General features: G+C 74.6%; 9 protein-coding genes. 5 read left to right on the top strand and 4 right to left on the bottom strand.

Translation table 11 applies throughout. The annotated features are described in order from the left end of the window. Window positions 1–56 precede the first annotated feature (56 nt). A complete protein-coding gene (locus ABZ495_RS35620) occupies window positions 57–398 on the bottom strand; it encodes a hypothetical protein (RefSeq protein WP_329486231.1) in 342 nt (113 codons plus the stop codon). A 221-nt stretch (window positions 399–619) separates the two neighbouring features. On the opposite strand from ABZ495_RS35620, the gene ABZ495_RS35615 reads away from it, so the two are divergent. Beyond that, window positions 620–2,290, top strand: coding sequence for an FAD-binding protein (locus ABZ495_RS35615; RefSeq protein WP_359840076.1), 1,671 nt, complete (start codon window positions 620–622; stop codon window positions 2,288–2,290). A gap of 126 nt (window positions 2,291–2,416) precedes the next feature. Here ABZ495_RS35615 and ABZ495_RS35610 read toward each other — a convergent pair whose 3' ends face one another. Continuing rightward, window positions 2,417–5,701: a tetratricopeptide repeat protein gene (locus ABZ495_RS35610; RefSeq protein ID WP_359840075.1), complete on the bottom strand. Its 3,285-nt coding sequence runs from the start codon at window positions 5,699–5,701 to the stop codon at window positions 2,417–2,419. Window positions 5,702–6,599: 898 nt separating this feature from the next. On the opposite strand from ABZ495_RS35610, the gene ABZ495_RS35605 reads away from it, so the two are divergent. After that, window positions 6,600–7,934 carry a helix-turn-helix transcriptional regulator gene (locus tag ABZ495_RS35605; RefSeq protein ID WP_359804026.1) on the top strand — a complete coding sequence of 445 codons (1,335 nt, stop codon included), beginning with the start codon at window positions 6,600–6,602 and terminating at the stop codon, window positions 7,932–7,934. A gap of 84 nt (window positions 7,935–8,018) precedes the next feature. Here ABZ495_RS35605 and ABZ495_RS35600 read toward each other — a convergent pair whose 3' ends face one another. After that, entirely contained in the window at window positions 8,019–9,062 is a 1,044-nt protein-coding gene (locus ABZ495_RS35600) for a ketoacyl-ACP synthase III family protein (RefSeq protein WP_359804027.1), read from the bottom strand. Window positions 9,063–9,307: 245 nt separating this feature from the next. Between ABZ495_RS35600 and ABZ495_RS35595 the strand changes: the two genes are divergently transcribed. Next, on the top strand, window positions 9,308–10,009 hold the full coding sequence (locus ABZ495_RS35595) for an SDR family oxidoreductase (RefSeq protein ID WP_359840073.1): 702 nt from the start codon (window positions 9,308–9,310) through the stop codon (window positions 10,007–10,009). A 40-nt stretch (window positions 10,010–10,049) separates the two neighbouring features. Here ABZ495_RS35595 and ABZ495_RS35590 read toward each other — a convergent pair whose 3' ends face one another. Continuing rightward, a complete protein-coding gene (locus ABZ495_RS35590; RefSeq protein ID WP_329486225.1) occupies window positions 10,050–10,619 on the bottom strand; it encodes a TetR/AcrR family transcriptional regulator in 570 nt (189 codons plus the stop codon). Window positions 10,620–10,730: 111 nt separating this feature from the next. Here ABZ495_RS35590 and ABZ495_RS35585 point away from each other — a divergent pair, with 111 nt between their 5' ends. Both ABZ495_RS35585 and ABZ495_RS35580 read left to right on the top strand, forming a co-directional pair. Beyond that, entirely contained in the window at window positions 10,731–11,714 is a 984-nt protein-coding gene (locus ABZ495_RS35585; RefSeq protein ID WP_329486224.1) for a zinc-binding dehydrogenase, read from the top strand. Between the two features lie 317 nt (window positions 11,715–12,031). Then, window positions 12,032–15,531: beta-ketoacyl synthase N-terminal-like domain-containing protein (locus tag ABZ495_RS35580; RefSeq protein ID WP_359840071.1), on the top strand; the 3,500-nt coding region annotated here is incomplete at its 3' end.

The following is a 15,531-nucleotide window of genomic DNA, read 5'->3' as shown; positions in this document are numbered from 1 at the left end:
GGCGGGCGGACCCGCCCGGGCGGGTCCGCCCGCCCCCGCCGAGGCCCCGCGCCGGGTCAGGACCGGGTGTACACCTTCGGGTCCCGGTACAGCGAGGCCAGCACCTGGCCCGGGATCAGGAGCTCCTCGGCCCGGCTGCCGTCCAGGGTGCTGATGGCGGCGAGCGAGGCGTCGAAGTCGTCGGTCTCGATCTCGATCAGTGTCAGATGGCGGTAGTGGGCCTGCGAGTGCCCTTTGTCGGCGCCGATCTGTTCGTCGTTGAGCACCAGCCGGCGGATCGAAAGAACTCCCGGAACTTCGAGAATCTCCGGAATGTGGGTGTTCTCGTACCAGTCGTGGAAGTCCTTCTCCCGACCCTCGTGCACGTTGCTCAGCACGGTGATGAGGTAAGTGGTCATGTCAATCCAACTCTCTTGCCACGCGCGGACATACCGTGAGGTCAGCCTCCCAGAAGGGTGGTGTTCCGGACGCCTTCGCGGGGGCGGGATAGGGGGTTCTTAGGGGGCCGGTTGACGGGTCCGCCGGACGTAGCATCATTTGGCCGAACGAGGTGGCCGGAATTCGACTTCGGGCCTTCTCGTGACATTCGGATGCGTGCTGGTGCCAGCAGGGGGATTTCATGGCGGAGTTGTCTCGTCGACGCTTTACATTGGCCGGACTCGGGGCGGCCGGACTCGGGATCGCCGCGACGGATCTCGTCGTGGGCGGCGGGGTCGCGGCGGCCGCGCCGGTGCCGGACGCCGGCGCCGACCAGTCGTGGCCGTTCCTGACCCAGGGCTTCGGCCCGGTCAGCGTCGCGCCCGGCGACCGGCGCTACCCGGACCTGCTGCTGCGCGGGTACAACCGCCGCTTCACCGGCAACCCCGACGCGGTGAAGCTGGTCGGCTCCACGAGCCAGGTCGTGCAGGCCGTCAACGAGGCCGTGGCGGCGGGCAAGCGGGTCACCGTGCGGGGCGGCGGCCACTGCCTGGAGAACTTCGTCGACGACCCGGACGTCCGGGTGGTCATCGACCTGTCCGAGATGCGCGCGGTGTACTTCGACGCCACGATGAACGCCTTCGCGGTCGAGGGCGGCGCGATCCTCTCGCAGGTCTACCGCACCCTCGACCTCGGCTGGGGCGTGACGATACCCGGCGGCTCCTGCCCCAGCGTCGGCGTCGGCGGCCACATCACCGGGGGCGGCTACGGCGTGCTGTCCCGCCTCTACGGCCTGGTCGCGGACAACCTCTACGCCGTCGAGGTCGTCGTGGTGGACGCCTTCGGCATGGCCCGCTCGGTGATCGCCACCTCCTCGGCGAACGACCCCAACCGGGACCTCTGGTGGGCCCACGCGGGCGGCGGCGGCGGGAACTTCGGCATCGTCACCCGGTTCTGGCTGCGCTCGCCCGGCGCGACCGGCACCGATCCGACCAAGCTGCTGCCCCCGACCCCGGGCGGCATCATGATCACCACGCTGTTCTGGGACTGGTCCCAGCTGGACGAGGCGGCGTTCACCACGCTCGTCACCAACTTCGGCACCTGGCACGAGCAGAACAGCGCACCGGGCGCCGCCGCCAACCAGCTCTGGGCCTCGCTCATCGCGATCCGCCAGGGCAAGGGCGGCGTCATCGTCCGGGCCCAGGTCGACCCGACCGTCACCGGCACCCAGCAGATGCTGACCGACTTCGCCGCCGCGATGACGAGGAACGTCGCCGCGGCCCCGGCGGCGAGCACCACGGGCAACCTGCCGTGGCTCTACACCACGACCACCAGCGCCTCCGAGGTGGCCGGCGTGTTCGGCATCCCGAGCCTGCTGCTGCGCTCGAAGACCAAGGGCGCCTACCACAAGAAGGGGTACACCCCCGACCAGCTGCGCACCGTCTACCGCTACCTGACCAGCCCCTCCTACACGTACGCCTCCGGTCTGATGGGCCTCTTCTCCTTCGGCGGGAAGGTCAACTCCTTCTCCCCGACCACGACCGCGGTGCCGCACCGCGATTCGGTGATGCTCGCCTCCTTCTCCAACTACTGGTCCGACGCCGCGGACGAGACCCGCCAACTGCAGTGGGTCCGGGAGCTCTACCGGGACGTCTACGCGACCACCGGCGGCGTGCCGGTGCCCAACGGAGTCACCGACGGGAACTACGTCAACTGGCCCGACGTCGACCTCGCCGACCCGGCCTGGAACACCTCGTCCGCCCCCTGGTCGACGATCTACTACAAGGACAACTACGCGCGGCTGCAGCAGATCAAGGCCGCCCGGGACCCGCGCGACATCTTCCACCACGCGCTGTCGGTGCGCCCGCACTAGCGCGTGTTCGCAACCTCGCGTCGCGGACCGGGCGGGACTTCGCACACTCTCCCTGGGGCCCGCCGGTCCGGCCGTTCCCGCCGCGCGACGATGTGACGCGAACGGTCGGACCGGCTCCGGGCCCGCTCAGACCCGCCCCAGGTCCCTCGGGGCCGGGCGCTCGGCCGGGCCGCGCCGTCGGTCCGGCCCGGCCGGGCGCCACCCGCCGGAGTGCCGCTGGAGCTGGTCGGCCAGCCGGTCGTGCTCATGGGCGGCGTCCGGCGCGCCGAGCGCCCGGTGGGCCGCGGCGAGGCCGCGGTGCGCCCGGCCCTGGCGGTGGCGGTCGCCGGTCTCCTGACTGATGGCCAGGGCCCGGCCGTGCAGGTCCAGCGCCGCGGCCGGGTCGCCCCGCCGGCAGGCGACCTCGCCGAGCCCGCCGAGCGCCTGCCCTTCGAGATCGCGGGTGCCGGTCTCGCGGGCGAGCGCGAGCGCCTGGTGGAGGTGGGTCAGGGCGGTGTCGTGGTCGCCGACGCGCTGGTGCACGAGTCCGAGCCCGCAGAGCGCGTGGCCTTCGAGGTCGCGGGTGCTGGTGTCGCGCGCGAGGCCGAGGGCCTCGTGCAGGTGGGCCAGCGCGAGGGCGTGGTGGCCGAGGCGTTCGTGGACGAGCCCGAGGCCGCAGAGCGCGTGGCCTTCGAGGTCGCGGGTGCCGGTCTCGCGGGCGAGCGCGAGCGCCTGGTGGAGGTGGGTCAGGGCGGTGTCGAAGTCGCCGAGGCGTTGGTGCACGAGTCCGAGCCCGCAGAGGGTGTGGCCTTCGAGGTCGCGGGCGCCGGTCTCGCGGGCCAGGGCCAGGGCCCTGCGCAGGTCGTCGCAGGCCTGCTCGTAGTGGCCGGGGCCGCACTGCACACGGCCGAGGTTGCTCAGCGCGTAGCCCTGGATGTCGCGGTCGTCGATCCGCTGGGCGATCACCAGGGCCTGGCGCAGGTGGATGACGGCGGTGGTGGAGCGGCCCAGGCGCTCGTGGACGAGGCCCAGACCGCACAGCGCGTAGCACTCCGCGCTCGGGGTGCCGGTGTCGCGGGCCAGGTCGAGGGCCTGGGCGAAGTGCGTGAGGGCGCTCTCGTAGCGGCCGAGCCGGTGGAGCACCAGGCCCATGTTGCTGAGCGTGCGGGCGTGCGTCACGTGGTCGCCCAGCTCGCGGGCGACGTCGAGGGCCTGGCGGAAGTGCGTGAGGGCGGTGTCGTAGCGGCCGAGCCGCTGGTTGGCCAGGCCCAGGCCGTACCGGGCGAGGTTCTCCAGCTCCCGGTCGTCGGTGTCGCGGGCCAGGGCGACGGTGCGGCTGTGCAACGAGAGCGCCTCGGCGTGCTGGCCGCGCAGGTGCAGGTAGTGGCGCAGCACGCGGAACAGGTCGGCGCTCTGGTCCGGCCAGCCGCGCCGGGCCGTCTCGGCCGCCGACAGCAGGTTCGGCCACTGCGCCTCCAACCACTCGGTGGCCTGGTCGAGTCCGGCCGGTGAGGCCGCGGGCCCGGCGGGGAGGAGCAGCGGCGGGCGGTCGCACCGCCACGGCGGGGAGACGGTGTCCATGGCCACCGCCGCGGTGCGGCGGTAGTGGTCGAACAACCGGGTCAGCGCCGCCTGCCGCTCGGCCTCACCGGCCTCGGTGGCGGCCAGGTGCACCGTGTAGGCGTGCAGCAGCGGGTGCAGCCGGTACTGCTCCTCGCGCGGCTGCTGGACCAGGTGCACGTCGAGCAGTTCCTCCAGCACGCGGTCCGCGGCCCGGCGGTCGATCCCGGCGGCGGCCGCCGCCGCGTCGGCGTCGAAGTCCGTCCCCGGGAGCACGCCCAGCAGGCGGAAGAGGTGCCGCGGTTCGGGTCCGAGCCGGCGGTAGGAGAGGTCGAAGGCGGCGGCGATGCCGCTCTCGGCGGTCTGCAGCTCACCGAGCCGGCGCCGGTGGCTGCGCAGCCGGGAGGTGAGGTAGGCGACGGTCCAGGCGGGCCGGTGGCGCAGCCGGGCCGCCGTGACGTGGATGGCCAGCGGCAGGTACCCGCAGAGCCGGAGCAGCTCGGCGACGCCCTTGGGCTCGGCGGCCACCCGCCGGTCACCCACGATCCGGTCGAGCAGGCGCCCCGCGTCGGCCGGCGGGAGCGGTTCCAGCGAGAGCACCGCGGCGGCGTCCAGGTCGGTGAGCCGGCTTCGGCTGGTGACCAGGATCAGGCAGTCGGCCGTCCCCGGCAGCAGCGGCCGGATCTGGGCGGAGCTGGCCGCGTCGTCCAGGACGAGGACCGCCCGCAGGCCGGCCAGTCTGGTGCGCCACAGCGCGGCCCGCTCCTCCAGGTCCTCGGGGACGGCGGCTCCCGTGACGTCCACCGAGCGCAGCAGCTTCTCCAGTGCCGCCCCCGGATCGAGGGGGGCCAGGCCGGGGGAGTGCGCGTGCAGGTCGAGGTAGAGCTGGGCGTCGGGGTAGCGCCCGGTCATCCGGTGGGCCAGGTGGACGGCGAGCGAGGTCTTGCCGACCCCGGCCATGCCGTCCACGGCGGCGAGCAGGACGTTGCTGGGCGCCGCCTGGTCGTGGTGGCCGGTCACCCGGTCGGCGAGGGTGTGCAGCTCCTGCTCCCGCCCGGTGAAGTGGCTGATGTCCTTGGGCAGGCTGTGCGGGGCGGGCGGCGCGAACGTGAAGGTCCGGGGGCGGCCGAGGGCCGCGTCGTTGGTGAGGATGCGCTGGCGTAACTCGCGCAGCTCCGGGACCGGTTCGAGGCCGAGCGCGTCCGCGAGCCGCCGCCGGGTGGACTCGTACACGGTGAGCGCGTGCGACTGGCGGCCGGAGAGGTAGAGGGCGAGCATGAGCTGGCCGGCCAGCCGCTCGCGCAGCGGGTGGGCGCTGAGCCAGTCGGTCAGCTCGGGGACGACGGCCTGGTGGTGGCCCTGCGCGAGTTCGAGGTCGACGCACTCCTCGATCGCGGTGAGCCGCTGCTCCTCCAGTCGCGAGGTGTGCGGCTGCAGGGCCGAGTTGTCCAGGCCGGCCAGGGCCGGTCCGCGCCACAGGGCGAGCCCGGCCCGGAACTCCTCGACCGCCGCGGCGAACTGCCCGGCGGCGGCGTGGTGCCGGGCCGCCGCGAGCGCGTGGGCGAACGCGGCCGCGTCGAGCTGGTCGTCGGGGACGTCGAGGCGGTAGCCGGTGGCGCCGACGGCGGTCGGCAGGGTGGTGACCCCGGCGGACTTGAGCAGACCGCGCAGCATGGAGACCGCGTTGCGGACCTGCTTCTCGGCCGTCCGGGGCGGATCGTCCCAGAGCGCGTCGACGAGCTCGCCGAGCGGCACGCTCTGATTGGCCTTCAGCAGGAGGAGGGCGAGCACCAGGTGTTGCCGGGGGCCCGCCAGGGGCACCTTGCGGTGGTTCGCCCCGACCTCCAGCGGTCCGAGAATGCGGAATTTCACTCAGCCTCCCCCGTTCTGACGCGCCGTCACCAAGTCCGTCGCGGGCTGTTCGCCACGATGCTACTTGGATTCAAACGGATCTTCGAATGCCATATTCCACGGTCGACAGCCGCGGCTCGGGCACGGGCGCGGGGCCGGTTCGGACACCACCGGCCCGCTTCGGGCCTGCCGGCGCGGGCGTGCGGCCGGGCTGCCGGGCCCTCGGACCAACGCGCCGGACGGTCCCGGAGTTTCCGTCCGAACGATCGGATCGCACCGGCTCCGGGGGAGGACCGCGCGGGGACGGCCGGAGGACGGCCGGAGGACGGCATCGGCCATGATGAGCGTCCGTAGAGGTAGACAGGTACCAGTGACGACGGGGGCCGCCACATGACCGAGACTTCACGACCGCCCGACACCGCGGAAGGCCGGCCGTTCGGCCGCCCGGGCGCGAACCCGCCGCCGTGGCCGCAGGCCTCGTGACCGCGCGCCGCCGCCCGGCCTGACCGGCCCGGTACCGCACGGCAGGCCCGCCCGGCACGTTCGGCCCGGTGCCCGTGCGCCCGGCGTCCGTCGGCCGCTCCCGCCCGGTCCGTCCGCGGCCGTCCTTCCTTCCGCTCCCGGCCACCCGTGGCCCGGCCCGGCGGCCCGGCGTCCGCGTCGCGGCACCCGAGGCGCCGTCCCGGGGCGTCCTGGGAGCGTCCTCCTTCGTCCCTTCACCCCGATCGGCGGGCCGACCGCCGGACGACCGCCGCTTCCGGACGCCTTCGCGCCGGACGGCGGGTCCGTGCCGCACCCCGCCCCCGCCCGTACGTCACCCATGTCTGCCCCTGCGCGCCGGGCCGAGCCTGTGCTCCGGCCGTGCCCGCGCCATGACCGGACCATGCGGCCCGTGGTCCCGGAGGGATACGAACCACCGATGAATCTTGTCGAACGACCCGAGACGGCCCCCGAGTTGCTCTGGCAGGCGAAGGACCTGCTGGCGGTGCTGGAGCGGCGGCGCGACGCGGGCGGCGGCGCCCGGGACGACCAGCGGCACCTGGACGCGGCGGCCGACCGGCTGCTCGTCGCCTGTGAGTTCCCGAGCCTGCTGCGCGCGGTGGCCGCGGACGCGGAGCGCGTCCCGTCCGGCGGCCCGGCGGCCGGTGCGGGCGGGGAGGAGGACAGCGGCCCGGTCCGCCACCGGGCGGCCTGGGCCCTGGCGAGCCGGCTGCTCGGCGACCCGGGCCTGCCGGACCCGGCGGACGGCGCGGCCTCCGCGCTCTCCGCCTGCGCCTTCCGCGAGGACACCGCCTCGGCGGTGCTCGCGGCGGTCACGGCCCTGGTGCACAGCAACCGGCCGGAGGCGGCGATCTCCTGGTGCGACGCAGTGCTGCCGGACGCCGTCCGGCTCGCCGCCGACACCTGGGCGCCCCGGCTGCTGGCGGCCCGCGCGGAGGCCTCGCTGCACCGGGGCGACATCCTGGTCGGGCTGGCCCGGGCGGAGGCCGTGCTGGACATGGTCCCGCCGCAGCGCCGGGGCGCCTGGATCGGCGGGCCGCTGGCCTGCCTGGTCGCCGGGTACACCGACCTCGCGGAGCCCGGCGCCGCGAAGGAGTGGGTGCGCCGCCCGGTGCCCGCGCCGATGTACGAGACCCGGCACTGCCTCGGCTACCTGTACGCCCGCGGGCACTTCCACCTCGCCGCCGGCGAGCACCGGTCCGCGCTGGCCGACTTCATGAGCTGCGGCCGGCTGCTGGCGTCCTGGGGGCTGGACCCGGACCTCTACGCCTGGCGGCTCGCGGCCGCCGCGGCCTACCTGGGCGTCGGCGACCACGACAACGCGCTCACCATGGTCGACTCCCAGCTGGACCGGGCGGTGCCGGCCGGCGACCGGTCCCGGGTGTTCGGCCGGGCGACGGCCCGCGGCCGGCGCCGGCAGGAGCTGCGCGAGGAGCTGTTCGCCACCCTCCAGGACACCTCGGGGCGGCCCGGGTTCCTCTCCTCGCTGCGGGCCCTGCAGTGGGGCGAGCTGCCCGGCGCCGCCCCGCACCGGGTCGCCCGCTACAAGGTGACGGACCGCTACGCGGGGTTCCTGGACCAGCTCAGCCCGTCGGAGCAGCGGGTGGCCCTGCTGGCCGCCCAGGGCGAGACCAACCAGCGGATCGCGCGCTCCCTGTCGATCACGGTCAGCACGGTGGAACAGCACCTGACCCGTACCTACCGCAAGCTGCGAGTGGCCGGCCGGAGCGAGCTGCGCAGGAAGCTGGGGTGAGCCGGATCGCGGCGGGGGCCCGTCGTTCGACCACTGCCTGCGGCAGTCGGACGACGGGCCCCCGGGCGTTCCCGGCGGGTGGCGTCAGGGCAGCGGGATCGGGGCCGCCGTGGCGGGCAGTTCGTCCAGGACCTGCACGATCGCGCAGGCGAACGCCATGCCGACACCCGTGCCCAGCAGCATGACGTGGTCGCCCGGGTGGACCTCCCGCCCGGCGAGCAGCTGGTAGAGGCCGCAGACCTGGTCGCTGGCGCCGGTGTGGCCGAGCCGGCGGCCGAACTCCCACATGCCGAGCCGCAGATCGCCGTCGAAGGGCTCCAGGATGTGCTCGACGATGCTCCTGCGCCCGGCGCTCTGGTGGGTCACCCGGCTGATGTCACCGGGCTTCAGGCCGGCCTCGTCGAGCGTGCGGCGGATCAGCCCGGCCTCGGCCTGCCCGATGAGCCTCGCCATCTCGGCCTGGTCGCCCTGGAACGCCTCGACCCGCTCGCGCAGCCTGACCCGGTGTCCGATGGTGGCCCCGGGCGGGAAGAGCGCCTCCCCGCCGCGGTTCAGTTCCTCCAGGTCCGGCAGCGAGGAGGCGCAGACGTTCACCACCCGGGCGAAGCCCTGCCGGCGGGAGAGGACGAGGGCCGAGGCGGCGTCCCCGAACAGCGCCCACTTGGTGCCGCGCCAGCGGTCCATGAGCGGATGCGCCCAGTTGTCGGCGGCGGTGACGAGGGCGGCGCCGCGGTCCGGGGCGGCGGTGAGGTAGCAGCCGGCCAGTTCCAGGGCGGCGACCATGCCGCTGCAGCCCTGCCGGACCTCCAGCGCGGGGCCGTACCCGCCGATGGTGTGCCGTTGGACGTAGTGCGCCGGGGACCAGATGTCGGGGCCCTGGTGCCCGGCGCTGGCGTGCATCAGCACGGCGATGTCCGCCGCGTCGTGGTGGGACATCGCCAGCGCGTCCCGCCCGGCCCGGGCGGCCATGTCGGGTGCGGAGACGTCACCGGCGACGGCCACCGAGAGCCAGTCCGTCCCGGTCGCCAGCTCCTCGTCGCAGAGCCCCCGGGCGGCCGCGTCGGCGACGGTGACGAAGTCCGGGACGACGGCGGCGATGCCGTCCAGATAAAGGTCGTCGAATATCACGGAAACCTGCTCCCGGCGGGCTCGGACGGGTGATTCGAGGAAATGCCGGGACTTCCGGAATAATCCTGCTCGGAAGGCGGCGGACAGTAGCATAACCGGGGTGTCGCGGTACTGGCAGCCCCTAAACAACCCCTACCGGGCCTATTTCCCGCGGAAAGGAACGGGAGCGGTGTGCAGAATAGCGATCGGCCGTGTTCGACGGAAATGGCCGCAGGGGTACCACCACCGCAGCCCGGGAGTCTGACGTGGAAGAGTCCGCAGTCGTCATAGTCGGGGCGAGCAGCGGCTTCGGCGCCGCGCTGGCCGAGGACCTCGCCGGCGCCGGCCGGACGGTGATCGCGGGCGCCCGCAGCGTCCGCCCGTCCGGTGGCGGCGTGCTGTACCGGCAGGTCGACGTGACCGACGAGGAGAGTGTCGCGGCGTTCTTCGCCCAGGTGGCGGAGGTCTCGCCGGCCCCGTACGGCCTGGTCTACAGCGCGGGCGACGCCTCGGCGGTCGGGTACGGCTGGGAGGTCGGCGCCGACGAGCTGAACCGGGTCTTCGACGCCACGTTCTTCGGTTTCGTCCGCTGTCTGCGCTACGCGGTGCCGCCGATGCGCGCGGCCGGGCGGGGCAGCGTGCTGGCCCTCGGCTCGCACAGCGCCCGGGTGCCGGTCGACATGCTCGGCGCGTACGCCTCGGCCAAGGCGGCGCTGGAGCACTACGTGCGCACGCTCGCCAAGGAGCTCACCGGGTCGGGCGTGCGGGCCAACGCGCTGGGCATCGTCGCGGAGACGGCGCTCTCCCGCGACTTCCTCACCCGCAAGGCGGACGCCCTGGGGCGCGAGACCCCGTACCCCGCGCTGCCGGCGGTGCGGGACAACCTGCCGCTCGCCCGTTTCCTGCTCTCCGCCGAGTCCTCGCACGTCTCCGGCCAGGTGGTGGACGCGTTCCCGCCGGCCTGGTGACGCGGGCGGTCACCGCGTCCCGCCGACCCGGCCGGTGGGCTCAGCCCGGGGCGGTGAGCACCGAGTCGGTGAGCGCCAGCACCCCGGCGCGGACGGCGTCCATGGTCATCCCGGTGCCGACGAGCAGGTCGACGAACTCCGCGCGCGGCACGCCCAGGACGGCGTGGGCCATGAAGCCGGCGTCCACGCCCGGCCGCGCCTCGGCGATCGCCCGGGCGAGGGCGTCGTGCCAGAGCAGGTACCGGCCCACGTTGGCGTGCGAGCGGGAGGCGTTCTCCAGGGCGCGCAGCAGTGGGCCGCCGGGCACCACGACCTCGTCGAAGAGCTCGCCGACGAAGCGCAGCACGCGTTCCCGGGCGGGCACCTCCGGGTCGGCCAGCCGGTCGAGCGCGCCGTCCTGCCAGTCCTCCGTGAGCTGGTCGAACAGGGCGCCGATGAGGCCCTCGCGGTTCCCGAAGCGCCGGAACAGGGTGCCCTTGCCGACCCCGGCCGCCTCGGCGATCTCCTCCATCGAGACGTGCTCGACGCCGCCGTCCCGGAACAGCTGCTGGGCCGTGGCCAGGATCTTGCGCCGGTTGTGCGCGGCGTCCGCGCGCTCCCTGACGGCCACATGAGCTCCCTTGACATCCAGCGGTGATCCGGGGCTACGCTATCGCAACCAAGCGGACCGCCGGTCCGCTTATGGTGAAGTTCACGGCAGCTGAGTCAAGGAGACGCACCCATGCGTTCTGTTCGGTTCCACGAGTACGGTTCGCCCGAGGTCCTCAAGGTCGACGAGGTCCCGGACCCGGAGCCGGGCGAGGGCCAGCTGCTGGTCCGGGTGAGCGCGGCCGGGATCAGCTACGCCGAGACCCAGATCCGGTCCGGCCTGATGCAGCAGTTCGCCTGGTTCCCGGACCCGCCGCTGCCGTACGCCCCCGGCTTCGAGGTCGCGGGCACGGTCGTGCGGGTCGGCGCCGGTGTCGGTGACGAGTGGGTCGGCCGGAAGGTCGTCGGCGCCGCCCCGACCGCCGGTGGCTACTCCGAGCTGGCCGTCCTGCCCGCCGGCGCCGTCCAGGCGATCCCCGACGGGCTGGGGGAGCACGAGGCGCTGGCGCTCTTCGGTCAGGGCGTGGTCGCCGTCGGCGTGGCCGAGGTCGCCGCGATCCAGCCCAAGGACGTCGTGCTGGTCCAGTCCGCCGCCGGCGGTGTCGGCAGCCTGCTGGTCCAGCTGGCCAAGAACGCCGGCGCCGAGGTGATCGCGCTGGCCCGCGGCGAGAAGAAGCTCACCCTGGCCCGGGAGCTCGGGGCGGACCACGTCCTCGACTACACCGAGGAGGGCTGGGAGCAGCGCGTCCGCGACCTCGCCCCCGGCGGCGTCCAGGTCGCCTTCGACGGCGTCGGCGGCGAGATCTCCAAGGCCTCGTTCGACCTGCTCGCGATGGGCTTCGGCCGGCTGGTCGTCTACGGCACCGCCGGCGGCACCGCCCCGCAGTTCGACCCCGAGATGCTGTACGTCCGCGGCGTCTCGGTCTCCGGCTTCGGCCCGCGGGTCTTCCTGCAGCCCGAGTACGGGGCCCGGCTGCGCCAGACGGCCTTCGACCTCGCCGCGGCCGGCTCGCTGAAGCCGGTCGTCGGCCAGGTGTTCCCGCTGGCCGAGGCCGCCGCCGCGCACCGCGCGTTCGAGGAGCGCACCACCCTCGGCAAGGCCGTCCTGGTCCCGTAGTCCCCCCGGTGCGGTGGTCACGGCGGCGGCCGCGACCACCGCACCGGTCACCCCTACGACGCATGCGCCCGGTCCGTTCCACGGACCGGGCGCATGCGTCGTTCCCGGCCCTTCGCCGGCGTCCTTTCCGCAGGTCGGAGCGGAACTCCCGGCGCACCCCGGAGATATTCGAAAAGGAGTAAGGGGGACCCCTCCGGTAGGGGTTTGACAGGGGAGTGCCCGAACGGTTCTCACGCCTAGCATCGGTATCTGATCGTCTGTGCGGCCATTGTCCCGAACATATCGACGGTGGGAGAACCGGAAGCATGAGTGGCTCCGTGGGTGAGATCGAAGCGACGGACGGCGCGATAGCCGTCATCGGCATGTCCTGCCGCTTCCGCGGTGCGCAGGGCGGCGAGGAGTTCTGGCAGCTGCTGAGCACCGGCACCGACGCGGTCGCCGCCGCCCCCGCCGGGCGCCCCGGCCGGGCCCGGGGCAGCTACCTCGACGGCGTCGACCGCTTCGACGCCGCGTTCTTCGGCATGACCCCGTCGGAGGCCGACGCCACCGACCCGCAGCAGCGGCTGGTGCTCGAAGTCGGCTGGGAGGCCCTGGAGAACGCCGGGATCCGCCCCGCCGACGCCGGCCGCCTCGGCGTCTTCGTCGGTGCGATCTGGGACGAGTACGGCGAGTTGAGCCGCCGGGCCGGCCCCGACACCTTCGGCCGGCACACCGCCACCGGGGTGCACCGCAGCGTCATCGCCAACCGGCTCTCCCACGTCCTCGGCGCGGGCGGCCCCAGCCTGGTCGTCGACACCGGACAGTCCTCCTCCCTGGTCGCCGTGCACCTGGCCTGCGAGAGCCTGCGCCGCGGCGAGTCCGAACTGGCCGTCGCCGCCGGCGTCAACCTGCTGCTCGGTCCCGACAACGAGGCGCTGCTCGCCGCCTGGGGCGGTCTGTCGCCCGACGGCGTCTGCCGCACCTTCGACGCCCGCGCCAACGGGTTCGTGCGCGGCGAGGGCGCCGCCGCCGTCCTGCTGAAGCCGCTGGCCGCGGCGATCGCCGACGGCGACACCGTGCTGGCCACCATCCTCGGCAGTGCCGTCAACCACGGCGGCGAGGAGAGCCTCGCCACCCCGAGCGTCGACGCCCAGCGCGCCGTGCTCGCCGCGGCGCACCGGGCCGCCGGGGTCACCCCCGCCGACCTCCAGTACGTCGAACTGCACGGCACCGGGACCCCGGTGGGCGACCCGGTCGAGGCGGCCGCGCTCGGCGCCGAACTCGCCGCCCCGCGCGCCGCCGAGGCTCCGCTGCTGGTCGGCTCCGTCAAGACCAACATCGGGCACCTCGAAGGCGCCGCCGGGATCGCCGGCCTGGTCAAGGCGGTGCTCGCGGTCCACCACCGCGCCATCCCGGCCACCCTGCACCACGAGACCCCGCACCCCGGCATCCCGCTCACCGAACTCCACCTGGAGGTCGCGCGGGAGCTGCGTCCGTGGCCCCGCCCCGACCGGCCGCTGGTGGCCGGGGTCAGCTCGTTCGGGATGGGCGGCACCAACTGCCACCTGGTCCTGACCGAGGCCCCGGCCCGGCCCGAGCGCCCCGCCGCCACCCCGATGCCGGCCGTGCCGTGGGTGGTGAGCGGCCACACCCCGGCGGCGCTGCGCGCCCAGGCGGGGAAGCTCACCGCACTGGCCGCCGCGGACCCGGTGGACGTCGGCCACTCGCTGGCCACCACCCGCTCGGTGTTCTCCCACCGCGCCGTGGTGGTCGGCGCCGGCCCGGCCGACCTGCTCGCCGGTCTGGACGGCCTCGCCGGGACCGGCGCGGTGGCGGACGAGCCGAGGCTCGCCCTGGTCTTCACCGGCCAGGGCGCCCAGCGTATCGGCATGGGGCGCGAACTCCGCGCCGCCTACCCGGAGTTCGCCCGGTCCTTCGAGGAGGTCTGCGCCCGGCTGGACGCCCTGCTCGGCGGCTCGCTGGCGGAGACGATCGACACCGGCGAGGGCCTCGACCGCACCGGCCGGACCCAGCCCGCGCTGTTCGCCGTCGAGGTCGCGCTGGCCGCGCTGCTGGAGTCCTGGGGCGTCCGGCCGGACGTCGTCCTCGGCCACTCCGTCGGTGAGATCGCGGCCGCCCACGTGGCCGGGGTGCTCGACTTGTCCGACGCCTGCGCCCTGGTGGCGGCCCGCGCCACGCTGATGCAGGCGCTGCCCGCCGAGGGCGCGGCCATGGTCGCCGTCGAGGCCGCCGAGGACGAGGTCCGTGCCCTGCTCGGCGACCGGACCGGCGCCGCCGACATCGCCGCGGTCAACGGCCCGGAATCGGTCGTGCTGTCCGGCGTCGACACCGTGGTGGCCGAGGTGGCGGAGCAACTGCGCGCCCGGGGGCGGCGGGTCAGGCGGCTCACCGTCAGCCACGCCTTCCACTCACCCCTGATGGACCCGATGCTCCCGGACTTCCGCCAGGTGGTGGCCGGGCTCACCTTCCGCCCGCCGCGCGTCCCGATGGTCTCCACCGTCACCGGCGCCCCGCTCACGGCGGCCGAGGCGGCCTCGCCGGACCACTGGGTCCGCAACGTGCGGCAGCCGGTGCGGTTCGCGGACGCGGTCCGCGGCTGCGCCGCCACCGCCTTCCTGGAGATCGGCCCCGACGCCGCGCTCACCGGCGCGATCGGCGACACCCGGCCCGAGGCCCTCGCCCTGCCCGCGCTCCGGAGCGGCCAGGCCGAACCGCCGCGGCTGCTGAACTCCCTCGGCCGGCTCTTCGAGCACGGCGTCGGCGTCGACTGGCCGCGCCTGTTCGAGGGCACCGGCGCCCGCCGGATCACCCTGCCCGGCTACGCCTTCCAGCGGGACCGGCACTGGCTCGGCATCCCGCGCGGCGACGACCCGGTGCACGAGCCCTCCCGCGCCGAAGCGCTGCGGCAGCGGCTGGCCGACGCGCCCGACCCCGACGCCGCCACCACCGACCTGGTCACCCGCGCCCTCGCCCGGGTCCTCGGCACCGACGCGGCCGGTGTCGACGTCGACAGCGCCTTCCGCGACCTCGGCCTCACCTCGGTGACCTCGGTCGAACTGCGCGACGCCCTGGTCGCCGAGACCGGACTCCCGCTGCGCACGGGCCTGGTGTTCGACCACCCCACCCCGCGCCGGCTGGCCGCGCACGTGCACCGCTCGCTGTTCGACGCCGCCCCCGACCCGGTGGCCCCGGCCGCCGTCCGGCCGGTGGCGGCGGACGACCCGGTGGTGATCGTCGGCATCGGCTGCCGCTTCCCCGGCGGAGTCTCCTCGCCGGCCGACCTCTGGGACGTGGTCGCCGGCGAGCGCGACGTCATCAGCGGCTTCCCGGCCGACCGGGGCTGGGCGCCCGGACCGGTCCGGCACGGCGGATTCCTGGACGGCGCCGCCGACTTCGACGCGGACTTCTTCGGCATCTCGCCGCGGGAGGCGCTGGCCATGGACCCGCAGCAGCGGCTGCTGCTGGAGACGGCGTGGGAGGCCTTCGAGCACGCCGGCATCGACCCGCACACCCTGCGCGGCAGCGCGACCGCCGTCTACGTCGGCGCCAGTGCCGAGGAGTACGGACCCCGGCGGCACGCGGCCCCCGAGCACCTGAACGGCTTCCTGCTGACCGGTGGTTCGCCGAGCGTCATGTCCGGCCGGATCGCGTACGCCTTCGGCTTCACCGGTCCGGCGCTGACGGTGGACACCGCCTGTTCCTCGTCGCTGGTGGCGTTGCATCTGGCGGTGCAGGCGTTGCGCGGTGGTGAGTGTGCGTTGGGTGTCGTGGGCGGGGTGACGGTGATGTCGTCGCCGGGGACGTTCGTGGAGTTCTC

Source organism: Kitasatospora sp. NPDC005748 (genome assembly GCF_040630735.1).
Taxonomy (GTDB): Bacteria; Actinomycetota; Actinomycetes; order Streptomycetales; family Streptomycetaceae; genus Kitasatospora.
The sequence above is the reverse complement of the archived record's forward strand: the minus strand, read 5'-3'. Positions and strand labels throughout refer to the sequence as shown.

Bases quoted from the DNA above. Each gene is read 5' to 3' on its own strand.
- ABZ495_RS35620 (WP_329486231.1), bottom strand. From the start codon at position 398: ATGACCACTTACCTCATCACCGTGCTGAGCAACGTGCACGAGGGTCGG.
- ABZ495_RS35615 (WP_359840076.1), top strand. From the start codon at position 620: ATGGCGGAGTTGTCTCGTCGACGCTTTACATTGGCCGGACTCGGGGCG.
- ABZ495_RS35605 (WP_359804026.1), top strand. From the start codon at position 6,600: ATGAATCTTGTCGAACGACCCGAGACGGCCCCCGAGTTGCTCTGGCAG.
- ABZ495_RS35585 (WP_329486224.1), top strand. From the start codon at position 10,731: ATGCGTTCTGTTCGGTTCCACGAGTACGGTTCGCCCGAGGTCCTCAAG.